This is a genomic window from Agromyces humi, assembly GCF_009720255.1.
GTDB lineage: Bacteria > Actinomycetota > Actinomycetes > Actinomycetales > Microbacteriaceae > Agromyces > Agromyces humi.
Window position 1 is genome coordinate 1 of sequence record NZ_WJSP02000098.1, and the last position, 10670, is coordinate 10670.

The 10670-nt window shown below is 70.6% G+C and carries 11 protein-coding genes; 7 read left to right on the plus strand and 4 right to left on the minus strand.

Going from position 1 to position 10670, the window contains the following annotated elements:
* Both GH736_RS10235 and GH736_RS10240 read left to right on the plus strand, forming a co-directional pair.
* Window positions 1-759, plus strand: a 759-nt coding sequence (locus GH736_RS10235) for an anaerobic C4-dicarboxylate transporter family protein (protein ID WP_328596833.1), incomplete at its 5' end; no start/stop codon positions are given.
* Window positions 760-794: 35 nt separating this feature from the next.
* Window positions 795-2144 carry a M20/M25/M40 family metallo-hydrolase gene (locus GH736_RS10240; protein ID WP_159602828.1) on the plus strand — a complete coding sequence of 450 codons (1350 nt, stop codon included), beginning with the start codon at window positions 795-797 and terminating at the stop codon, window positions 2142-2144.
* 46 nt (window positions 2145-2190) lie between these two features.
* Here the strand turns inward: GH736_RS10240 and GH736_RS10245 are convergent, their stop codons facing one another.
* The 3 genes from GH736_RS10245 to GH736_RS10255 form a co-directional block, all read right to left on the minus strand.
* Entirely contained in the window at window positions 2191-3132 is a 942-nt protein-coding gene (locus GH736_RS10245) for an SMP-30/gluconolactonase/LRE family protein (RefSeq protein WP_159602830.1), read from the minus strand.
* Window positions 3133-3218: 86 nt separating this feature from the next.
* A complete protein-coding gene (serB, locus tag GH736_RS10250) occupies window positions 3219-3881 on the minus strand; it encodes a phosphoserine phosphatase SerB (protein WP_235933972.1) in 663 nt (220 codons plus the stop codon).
* A complete protein-coding gene (locus tag GH736_RS10255) occupies window positions 3878-5125 on the minus strand; it encodes a glucose-1-phosphate adenylyltransferase (RefSeq protein WP_159602832.1) in 1248 nt (415 codons plus the stop codon). Before GH736_RS10255 ends, serB begins: the two co-directional genes overlap by 4 nt.
* 80 nt (window positions 5126-5205) lie before the next feature.
* On the opposite strand from GH736_RS10255, the gene glgA reads away from it, so the two are divergent.
* The 3 genes from glgA (at window position 5206) to GH736_RS10270 (ending at window position 7619) form a co-directional block, all read left to right on the plus strand.
* Window positions 5206-6393: a glycogen synthase gene (glgA, locus tag GH736_RS10260; RefSeq protein ID WP_159602834.1), complete on the plus strand. Its 1188-nt coding sequence runs from the start codon at window positions 5206-5208 to the stop codon at window positions 6391-6393.
* Between the two features lie 82 nt (window positions 6394-6475).
* A complete protein-coding gene (locus GH736_RS10265; protein ID WP_159602836.1) occupies window positions 6476-7261 on the plus strand; it encodes an ABC transporter ATP-binding protein in 786 nt (261 codons plus the stop codon).
* 109 nt (window positions 7262-7370) lie between these two features.
* Window positions 7371-7619, plus strand: coding sequence for a type B 50S ribosomal protein L31 (locus tag GH736_RS10270; RefSeq protein WP_122936417.1), 249 nt, complete (start codon window positions 7371-7373; stop codon window positions 7617-7619).
* A gap of 79 nt (window positions 7620-7698) precedes the next feature.
* Here the strand turns inward: GH736_RS10270 and GH736_RS10275 are convergent, their stop codons facing one another.
* Window positions 7699-8508 (minus strand): exonuclease domain-containing protein, encoded by an 810-nt coding sequence (locus GH736_RS10275; RefSeq protein ID WP_159602838.1) that lies wholly within the window; start codon window positions 8506-8508, stop codon window positions 7699-7701.
* A gap of 113 nt (window positions 8509-8621) precedes the next feature.
* On the opposite strand from GH736_RS10275, the gene GH736_RS10280 reads away from it, so the two are divergent.
* Window positions 8622-9515 carry an alpha/beta fold hydrolase gene (locus GH736_RS10280; RefSeq protein ID WP_407922335.1) on the plus strand — a complete coding sequence of 298 codons (894 nt, stop codon included), beginning with the start codon at window positions 8622-8624 and terminating at the stop codon, window positions 9513-9515.
* Window positions 9512-10670, plus strand: a 1159-nt coding sequence (locus GH736_RS10285; protein ID WP_159602840.1) for a glycosyltransferase family 4 protein, incomplete at its 3' end; no start/stop codon positions are given. The genes GH736_RS10280 and GH736_RS10285, both read left to right, overlap by 4 nt.

Sequence of the window (10670 nt, forward strand, 5' to 3'; positions counted from 1 at the left end):
CGCGAGCCCGCCACCGCGACCGCAGGCGGAACGACGCCCGAGGCGCCCGCTGCGCCGCGCACGAGCGCGGACCGGCCTGCGGCCATCGAGCACCCGGTGCCGCCGGGAGGCCGCACGGCCGCGTGGATCTTCATCGCCGGCACACTGCTGGTCGTCGCGCTCGGACTGTTCCCGGGGCTCCGTCCCGCGTTCGAGAACGACGAGGGCGAGCTCGTGCCGATCTCGATGTCGATCGTGATCGAGATGGTCATGTTCACGGTGGCGCTCGTCATCATCCTCGTGCGGCGCGTGAAGCCCTCGCTGGTCGTGGAACAGCCACTGCTGCGGGCCGGCTTCGTCGCCGCGGTGGCGCTCTTCGGTATCGCCTGGATGGCCGACACGTTCATCTCCGCGAACGAGGAGACGATCATCGAGCCGCTCGGCGCGATGATCGAGGCGCAGCCGCTCCTCCTCGCCGTCGCGCTGTTCCTCGTCTGCGGTCTCACGACGAGCCAGTCCGCGACGACGAACACGCTCATCCCGATCGCCATCGCCGCCGGCCTGGCCCCGGGCATCATCACCGCGATGTGGCCGTCGCTCATCGGCGTCTGGTTGTTCCCGGCCAACGGCGGGCAGATCGCGTCGGTCGAGACCGACCGCACCGGATCGACGAGACTCACCCAGGTCGTGGTGTGGCACTCGTTCACGATCCCCATGCTCGTCTCGTGGGTCGCCGTCGTGGTGTCCGGCCTGGTGATCCAACTCGTCATCCCGTCCTGACCCGCATCGACCGTTCCCTGCACCGAGGAGGAGCAATGTCAGAAACGACTGCCACGGATGCCGCGGCACTGATGCCCGACGTGATCGAACGGCTCGAGGGCCTGGTGCGCATTCCGTCGGTGGCGTTCCCGGGATTCGATGCGGAGCCCGTCCACCGCATGGGGGAGGCTGTCGTGGAACTCTTCGAGGCCGCCGGCGCCGACGGTGTGCGGCTGCTCGAGGTCCCCGACGGCTATCCATGCGTCTACGCCGACCTTCCAGGACCGGCCGGGTCGCCGACCGTGTTGCTCTATGCGCACTACGACGTGCAGCCCGCGCCGAAGAGCCAGGGTTGGACGAGCGAGCCGTTCGATCCGACCACCAAGGACGATGGAAGGATCTACGGCCGAGGCGCGGCCGACGACAAGTCGGGCCTCGTCATCCACTACGCCACGGTCAAGCTGCTCGGGCGTGACCGGCCCTGCAATGTCAAGATCCTCGTCGAGGGTGAGGAGGAGACGATCTCCCACCTCGAGGCGTTCGTCGAGTCGAATCCCGAATTGTTCGCCTGCGATGCCGCGGTCATCGCCGACATCGGTCCGCAGGCTCCAGGACGTCCCGGCCTCACGACGGCGCTGCGCGGCGACGTGGCGTGCACAGTGACCGTGCGCACGCTCGCCAATCCGGTGCACTCGGGGATGTTCGGCGGCGCCGCGCCCGACGCGATGACGGCGATGGTCCGCATCCTCGACACCCTGCACGATGAGCACGGGGACACCGTGATCGACGGCGTGGAGCGGGGCAGTTGGGCAGGCGCGGACATGGACGAGGACGTCTATCGCGACGGCTCGTCGATCCTGCCGGGCGTGGAGTTCCTCGGCACCGGTACGCTCTCGGACCGCATCTGGATGAAGCCGTCGGTCACCGTGCTCGGGATGGACCTGCCGAACACGGCCGAGGCGTCGAACGTGCTGCTCCCCGAGGTGACGGCCAAGCTCTCCATGCGGGTCATCCCGGGATCGGATGCCGAGGCCCAGCTCGAGGCGCTCATGTCGCATCTGCGCGCACAGCGCCCGTGGAACTGCGAGGTCGTCGTCGAGCGTGTGAAGGTGGGAAATCCGTTCGCCGTGGACGAGGCCCATCCGGCGATCGTGGCGGCGAAGGACGCCCTGTCGCAGGCCTATGGGGCGCCGGTCGAGTCGATCGGCAGCGGCGCGTCGATCCCGTTGGTGGCCTCACTGAAGAAGGTCGCCCCCGATGCGGCGATCGTGCTGTGGGGCGCTGAGGACACCGAGCGGTCGCGTATCCACGCCTCGGACGAGTCGGTCGATCCCGGCGAGATCGAGCGCATGATCGTCGCGCAGACCCTGTTCATCGAGGAGTTCGCCGCGTCGACCGGGTCCTGAGCATCGACGTCGCCCGGTCATCGCGCGAAGGGGTGCATGAAGTGGGTCAGCGGTCGATCCGGACCACGTCGTAGGGGGTCGTGGGCGTCGCGGGCGTGCCGAAGCGCGCATTGGGCAGGTAGAGGCCCGAGCCGAACCTGGCGATGGTCGTCGGCACGGCGAAGTCGGGATCGGTCAGCCGGTCGACGACCGTGCCGCTCGTGCCGTCGGCATCCAGCCGGATGACCGCGACCGCATTCAACTGGTTCTGGACCACGTAGAGCGTGTTCCCGACGACGAGCAGGCCGTCGCCGTTCGGCAGGGTTGCGCCGCCGAGGTCGACCGCGGTGGCCGCGCCGGTGTCGGGGTCCACCCGGTAGAGGGTGGACGTTGCCGACTGGATGACGAGCAGCGCCCGGTGATCGGGTGTCTCGGCGATCCCGTTCGCGTTGAAGCCCGGAACCTGCTCCCAGTCGCCCGTGAGGGGCACGGGTACCGCGGCATCCGCCAGTTCGCCTGACGGGCTCACGGGCACGAAGTACAGCACGGGCGCCGAGCTGTTGGTGAACCAGGCGCCGTCCCGCGTCAGCACGACGTCGTTGATGAACGCCGGACCGGTGCTCAGCTGGTAGGACTTCAGCACGACGCCGGTCTCCGCGTCGACCACTCGGGCGTCACCGGCCGGTCCGCCGGCGATGAACAGCCGCCCCCGCTGGTCGACCTTCAGGCCCACCGACGGCGTGCCCGGTCCCTCGAGCCGGTCCAGCTCCTCGCCCGTTCGGACGTCGAAGACGAAGACGTCGCCGTCGGCGAGCGACCCGACGTAGCCGGTCCCGCCGGGGGCGATCGTGATGCCCTCGGGCTGGAATCCGTTCGGCAGGGCGACGACGTCGTCCGCGCCCACCCGTGGGGGTGGACTCGCGGCGTTCGCGGCCCCGGCCGCCGTGATGGCGAGGACTCCGGCCAGTGCGGTAGCGGTGAATGCACGTGCGACGATGCGTCCGGACATGGCCACATGGTACGTCGGGGCCGGCGAGGCGGTCGGGGTTCGGAGGAAGCTCCCAGCCCGACCCGCACACGGCGCGGGCGAGCGGTTCAGCCGCGAAGCCCGAGCAGCGGCAGCACGGCACCGAGGTCGGGCGCGTCGATCGCGACATCCGCCCGCTCGCGCACCACCGGCTTCGCGCAGAACGCGACGCCCAGCCGAGCGGCGCGCAGCATCTCGAGGTCGTTCGCGCCGTCGCCGACGGCGATCGTGTGCTCGAGCCGGATGCCGCTGGCCGCCGCCCACTCCTCGAGCGCCGCCGCCTTGCCGTGCGCGTCGACGATCGGCCCGTCGACCCGCCCCGTCAGGCGGCCGCCGTCGACCTCGAGGCGGTTCGCGCGGCAGAAGTCGAGTCCGAGCCGTTCGGCGAGCGGGTCGAGCAGCTCGTGGAAGCCCCCCGAGACCACGCCGACGCGGCCGCCGGCCGCGTGCACGCCGTCGATGAGCTCCTGCACGCCCGGCGTGGGCGTCATCCGCCGTCGCGCCTGCTCGAACACTGCGACGTCGAGCCCCGCCAGCGTCGCGACGCGCTCGCGCAGGCTGGCGGCGAAGTCGAGCTCGCCGCGCATCGCACGCTCGGTCACCTCGGTGACCAGGGCGAGGCTGCCCGCGGCATCCGCCAGCAGCTCGATGGCCTCCTCGCGGATGAGCGTGGAATCGGCGTCGAGCACGACGAGGGGGCCGCTCGCGCGGCCGGCTGCCGTTGCGGTCACGCGGTTGCCCGCACCCGCGAGCCCTTGCCGACCACGGTGATGCCGCTGTCGGTCACGATGAAGCCGCGCGCCAGGTCGTTCGCCCGGTCGACGCCGATGTGCGCGCCGGCCTCGACCACGACCTCCTTGTCGAGGATGGCGCGCTGCACGGTGGCGCCGGCCTCGATGCGGGCCCGGTCGAACAGGATCGAGTCGGCGACGTGCGCGCCCGATCCCACGATCGCCCAGGGTCCGAGCACGCTGCGCTCGACGTGCGCGCCGGAGATGACCGAGCCGAGCGAGACGATCGAGTCGATCACCGTGCCGAGCGAACCGCGCGCATCCCGCGTGAACTTGGCAGGCGGGGAGTTCAGCTGCTGGCTGAAGATCGGCCACTCGCGGTTGTAGAGGTTGAAGACCGGGAGCACCGAGATGAGGTCCTGGTGCGCCTCGAAGAAGGAATCGATGGTTCCCACGTCGCGCCAGTAGTAGCGGTCGCGATCGGTCGACCCGGGCACGTCGTTGCGGCGGAGGTCGTACACGCCTGCGGCACCCTGTTCGACGAACGCGGGGATGATGTCGCCGCCCATGTCGTGACTCGAATCCGTGCGCTCCCCGTCGCGCAGCACGGCGTCGATGAGCGCGTCGGCGTTGAAGACGTAGTTGCCCATGGACGCCAGCACCTCGTGGGGCGCGTCGGGCAGGCCCACCGGGTCCTTGGGCTTCTCGAGGAAGCGGCGGATGTGATCGGGGCGCTTCTCGTCGACCTCGATGACGCCGAACTGGTCGGCGAGCGAGATCGGCTGGCGGATCGCCGCGACGGTGGCCGCGAGGCCCGACTCGATGTGCGCGTCGATCATCTGGCTGAAGTCCATGCGGTACACGTGGTCGGCGCCGACGACCACGATGATGTCGGGCTGCTCGTCGTAGATCAGGTTGAGGCTCTGCAGGATCGCATCGGCCGAGCCCGAGAACCAGCGCTTGCCGAGGCGCTGCTGCGCGGGCACGGAGGCCACGTACGAGTTCAGCAGGCCGTTCATGCGCCAGGTCTGCGAGACGTGGCGGTCGAGGCTGTGCGACTTGTACTGCGTGAGCACGACGATCTGGCGCAACCCCGAGTTGAGCAGGTTCGACAGCGCGAAGTCGACGAGGCGGTACTGCCCCCCGAACGGCACCGCGGGCTTGGCCCGGTCCTCCGTGAGGGGCATGAGCCGCTTGCCCTCGCCCCCAGCGAGCACGATGCCGAATACCTTGCACGTGGCCATGGACCCAGCGTAGTCAGGCGACGACGGTTTCCGGGCGACGGAGTCCGACCATTGCAGAAGCGCTGCGCTACCGTTAGGGCATGCGCGTCGACCTGCTCACCCGCGAGTATCCGCCCGAGGTCTATGGGGGAGCGGGGGTGCATGTCGCCGAGCTCGTCAGAGCGCTTCGTCGCGACCTCGAGGTCGTCGTCCGCTGCTTCGGCGCTCCCCGCGACGAGCCCGGCACCTTCGGCTACGCCACCCCGGCCGAGTTCGACGGGCGCAATCCGGCGCTCGGCACCATGGGGGTCGACCTGCTGATGGCGGGGGATGCCGCCGGCGCCGACCTCGTGCACTCGCACACGTGGTACGCCAACTTCGCCGGGTTCAGCGCGAAGAAGCTGCACGGCATCCCGCACGTGGTGACCGCGCACAGCCTGGAGCCGCTGCGCCCGTGGAAGGCCGAGCAGCTCGGCGGCGGCTACCGGCTGTCCTCCTGGGTGGAGCGCACGGCCTTCGAGGACGCCGACGCGGTCATCGCCGTGAGCGACGGCATGCGCCGGGACATCCTGCGCGCGTACCCCGCCATCGACCCCGCGCGGGTGGAGGTCGTCTACAACGGCATCGACCTCACCGACTGGAAGCCGAACCATGACCCCGACCTCGCGCGATCCCTCGGGCTCGATCCCGATCGCCCCTCGGTCATCTTCGTCGGCCGCATCACGCGCCAGAAGGGCCTGCCGTACCTGCTCCGCGCGGCCCGGATGCTGCCCGCCGACGTGCAGCTCGTGCTGTGCGCCGGCGCGCCCGACACCGAGGAGATCATGGCGGAGGTGACCGCCCTCGTCGACGAGCTGCGCGCCGAGCGCGGGGGCGTCGTCTGGATCGACCGTCACCTGCCGCGCAACGAGCTGACGGCCCTGCTCACCGCCGCGACCGCGTTCGTGTGCCCGTCGGTCTACGAACCGCTCGGCATCGTCAACCTCGAGGCCATGGCGTGCGGGGCTCCCGTCGTGGGCACGGCCACCGGCGGCATCCCCGAGGTCGTGGACGATGGCGTGACCGGGGTGCTGGTGCCGATCGAGCAGGCCGACGACGGCACGGGCACGCCGGTGCATCCCGACGCCTTCGTCGCCGACCTCGCCGCCGCCCTCACGCGCGTCGTCAGCGACCCCGTCACGGCCCGCGCCATGGGCGAGGCCGGGCGACGGCGCGCCGAGGAGCACTTCGCATGGGACGCGATCGCCGAGCGCACCCGGGACCTCTACCGCCGCGTGCTCGGGGGCTGACGCCCATCAGGTGTCGCGCGTCGGCGCATGACCGACCCGGGCGGGCGGAAGCGCTGTCCGCGTCCCGATAGCATTGGTGATTATGGCGAGTACGGTGCTGCAGTTCCGCGATGTGTCGGTGGTTCGAGACGGGAATCCGATCCTCGACTCGGTGACGTGGAGCGTCGACTCCGACGAACGCTGGGTCATCCTGGGCCCGAACGGTGCGGGCAAGACCACGCTCCTCCAGATCGCCGCCGCGGCCATGCACCCCACGAAGGGCACGGCCGACGTGCTGCAGGAGTCGCTCGGCAAGGTCGACGTGTTCGAGCTGCGCCCCATGATCGGCTTCGCGTCGACGGCGATGGCGCGCAAGATCCCGCGCAACGAGACGGTGCTCGACGTCGTGCTGACGGCCGCCTACTCGGTGACCGGGCGGTGGAACGAGGAGTACGAGGAGATCGACCTCCGTCGCGCCCAGCGCGTGCTCTCCGAGTGGGGCCTCGAGGGCTTCGCCGGGCGACGTTTCGGCAGCCTCTCCGACGGCGAGCAGAAGCGCGTGCAGATCGCGCGCTCGGTGATGACCGACCCCGAGCTGCTGCTCCTCGACGAGCCGGCCGCGAGCCTCGACCTCGGCGCACGGGAGGAGCTCCTCGGACTGCTCGGCGGCTACGCGTCGTCGCCGGCCTCGCCCGCGATCATCATGGTCACCCACCACGTGGAGGAGATCCCGCAGGGCTTCACCCACGCGATGCTGCTCTCGAAGGGGCGCATCGTCGCAGCCGGACCGCTGGCCGAGGCCCTCACCTCGGCCACGCTCACCGAGACGTTCGGCATCGAGATCGGCCTGACCGAGGCCGACGGCCGATACGCCGCGCGCGCCGCCTGACGTTCGACCGTTGCGATTCTGCTAGAATTGTTTGTTGGCCCATGGGCCGAGTGCTTTCCTGTCCGCGAGGCAGGTGCGAATCCACCATCCATTCAACAAGGAAGTCTCCATGAAGACCGACATCCACCCCGACTACAACGCCGTCGTCTTCCGCGACCTCGCTTCGGGCGCCACGTTCCTCACCCGCTCGACCGTGTCGAGCGACAAGACGATCGAGCTCGACGGTGTCACCTACCCGGTGATCGACGTCGAGATCTCGTCGGAGTCGCACCCGTTCTACACGGGCAAGCAGCGCATCATGGACTCGGCCGGTCGCGTCGAGAAGTTCAACCAGCGCTTCAAGAACTTCGGCAAGTAATCCTGCCGCACGAGGGCGGGCGACTTCGGTCGTCCGCCCTTCGTCGTGCCCGCGGTGCGGTGCGGCGACCGTGACGTTCTCAGAACAGCGCGTCGGGATCCGTCGTGGGCGGGAAGCCGTCGATGACGGCGACACCTGAGGCGGGCCCGGCAGCGGCGACGAGCGGCGCCTCAGCGACCGCGGTGGCACGGCGCACCGGCCAGGCGCCCGACGTCGTGAATTCGGGGTCGCCGTTGGCGCGGCGGTACGCCTGGTAGCTCTCTGCCTGCTCGCGACACCAGTCCACCTGCCGTGCGTGCAGGTCGCCCACCGCGATGGCGGACAGCTCGGGGAACGCGCGGACGATCGCCTGGGCGACTCGACCCGCGGCGACCGCGTCGGCGCCGGCGTCATGGGCGTTCGGCAGCGCGACGCCGTAGTGCTCGGCCGTGGCCGAGAGGGTGCGCTTGCCGCGCCGGTAGCGGTCGATCGCCTTGTCGATGACGAGAGGATCGATCACCGGTCCGGGTCCGGGCAGGGGAGTGTGCCCGTACCGTTCGGCCTCGCGCTCGAGGAGGGTGAGGTCGTAGGCCGCGTTGTACGCGACGATCGGGAGGCCGCGGCCCGCGGCATCCGCGAGGGTGGCGATGATCTCGGCCACGGCCGACACCGGCGACTGACCCTCGAGCCGAGCGCGTTCGGTCGTGACGCCGTGGATCAGCGAGGCGGCCGTGGGGATCTCGACGCCGGGATCGACGAGCCACTCGTGACGCTCGAGCTCCTCGCCGTCGGCGCCGATCACGCCCACGTGGGCGGTCACGATGCGGCAGGTGTCGACGTCGATGCCGGTGGTCTCGAGGTCGAAGACGGCGAGGGTGTCGGCCCAGCGGGCGCTGCTCGTGGCATCCATGGTTCGAAGGCTATGCGGGCCCACCGTCAGAGCCGCGGAGCGACCCGCGGGGGCGAAGATCGGCGGTGGACAGGCGGGACGACGCCCAGGCGGCCCGCCGTAGAATGTCGGGGATGATCGACTCCCCGTACGCCGAGCAGCTCGCTCGCATCCCCGTCAGCGAGCACCGCACCGACGTCGACGGCACCGACACCGCGTGGTGGGAGTACGGCCGGGCGGATGCCCCGGTGCTGGTGCTCGTGCACGGATTCCGCGGCGATCACCACGGCCTCGAACCCGTCGTCGCACAGCTGCCGGGCTTCCGCATCCTCTCGCCCGACCTGCCCGGCTTCGGGTCCTCGGCGGTCTTCGCCGATCGGCCGCATGACATCGAGGCGTACGCCGACTGGCTCGGGGCGTTCATCACGGCGGCGGGCATCCACGGGCCCTACACGCTGCTCGGCCACTCGTTCGGCTCGATCATCGCCGCCAACGCCGTGGCGCGCGGGCTCGCGCCCGAGCGGCTCGTGCTCGTGAACCCGATCGGCGCGCCCGCCCTCGAGGGCCCGCGCGGCGTGATGACCCGGCTCGCGGTGCTCTACTATCGAGCGGCCGCTGCGCTGCCCGAGCGCGCCGGCTTCGCCCTCCTGCGCAACGGCGCGATCGTGCGCGTCATGAGCGTCACCATGGCCAAGACCCGATCGAAGCCGCTGCGGCGCTGGATCCACGACCAGCACGACCGGTACTTCTCGGCGTTCGGCGACCGCGACGCCGTGCTCGAGGCGTTCCGCGCGTCGGTGGGGAACGACGTGAGCGAGGTCGCCGCCGACATCCACGTGCCGACCCTGCTCGTGGCGGCGGAGCGCGACGATGTCACTCCGCTCGACGCCCAGCGCCGCCTCGTCACGCTCTTCCCCGACGCGACGCTCGAGGTCATTCCCGAGGTCGGCCACCTCATCCACTACGAGACGCCGGGCGACGCGGCGGCGCGCATCCTCCGATTTCTCCGCTCGGGAGCGAACGCGTGAGGATCGTCGTCGACTGCCGCTACGTGCGCATCGGCCAGCACGACGGCATCAGCCGCTTCACCGCGGGCATCGTCACCGAGCTCGGCAAGCGGCATCCGCTCACCATGCTGGTGAGCGACCACCGACAGCTCGACATGCTGCCCCCGCTGCCCTGGCAGCTCGTGAGCTCGCCCACGAGCCCCCGTGAACCGCTCGTCGCCCTGCAGGTGCGCAAGCTCCGCCCCGACCTCGTCTTCAGCCCCATGCAGACCATGGGGTCGTGGGGTCGCAACTACCGGCTGCTGCTCACGCTGCACGACCTCATCTACTACGAGAACCGCACGCCGCCGCGCGACCTTCCCGCACCCGTGCGGCTGCTGTGGCGGCTCTACCACCTCGCCTGGTGGCCGCAGCGGATGCTCCTCAATCGCGCCGACGCCGTGGTCACCGTCTCCGCGACCACCGCGGGGCTCATCCACGAGCACCACCTCACCGACCGTCCGGTCACGGTCATCCCGAACGCCGCCGACGACCTCGCCGTGCCCGATCTGCCGCGCGTGCGACCTGCCGGGCACCGGCTCGTCTACATGGGCTCCTACATGCCCTACAAGAACGTCGACACCCTCGTGCGGGCGGTCGCCGCGCTGCCCGACCACGAGCTGCACCTGCTCAGCCGCATCAGCGCCGACGAGCGCGCACGGCTGACGCGGCTCGCCCCGCAGGCGCGCCTCGTCTTCCACGACGGCGTGACGGATGCCGAGTACGCGGACCTCCTCGCGGGCGCCACCGCGCTCGTGCACGCCTCACGAGCCGAGGGGTTCGGCATCCCGCTCGTCGAGGCGATGCGCCTCGGCACGCCCGTAGTGGTCAGCGACATCCCGATCTTCCGGGAGATCGGCGGCGATGCCGCCCTGTACTTCGACGCCGCCAATCCCGAGGCGCTCGTCGCGGCGCTGTGGTCGCTCGAACGCGACGGGGAGTGGGAGCGCCGCTCCGCGGCATCCGTCGCCGTCGCGGCCCGCTACACCTGGGCGTCGTCGGCCGAGCAGCTGCTCGACGACCGCGAGGACCTGATGAACAAGGCGGTCGGCTGGATGCTGCGCGAGGTCGGCAAGCGCGTCGACCGGGACCTGCTCACCGGATTCCTCGACGAACACGCGCCGCGGATGCCGCGCA

Excerpts from the sequence above, each read along its gene's own strand:
- GH736_RS10275 (WP_159602838.1), bottom strand. The coding sequence starts at position 8,508 with ATGGATGCCACGAGCAGCGCCCGCTGGGCCGACACCCTCGCCGTCTTC.
- GH736_RS10240 (WP_159602828.1), top strand. The coding sequence starts at position 795 with ATGTCAGAAACGACTGCCACGGATGCCGCGGCACTGATGCCCGACGTG.
- glgA (WP_159602834.1), top strand. The coding sequence starts at position 5,206 with ATGCGCGTCGACCTGCTCACCCGCGAGTATCCGCCCGAGGTCTATGGG.
- GH736_RS10280 (WP_407922335.1), top strand. The coding sequence starts at position 8,622 with ATGATCGACTCCCCGTACGCCGAGCAGCTCGCTCGCATCCCCGTCAGC.
- GH736_RS10265 (WP_159602836.1), top strand. The coding sequence starts at position 6,476 with ATGGCGAGTACGGTGCTGCAGTTCCGCGATGTGTCGGTGGTTCGAGAC.
- GH736_RS10255 (WP_159602832.1), bottom strand. The coding sequence starts at position 5,125 with ATGGCCACGTGCAAGGTATTCGGCATCGTGCTCGCTGGGGGCGAGGGC.
- GH736_RS10245 (WP_159602830.1), bottom strand. The coding sequence starts at position 3,132 with ATGTCCGGACGCATCGTCGCACGTGCATTCACCGCTACCGCACTGGCC.
- GH736_RS10270 (WP_122936417.1), top strand. The coding sequence starts at position 7,371 with ATGAAGACCGACATCCACCCCGACTACAACGCCGTCGTCTTCCGCGAC.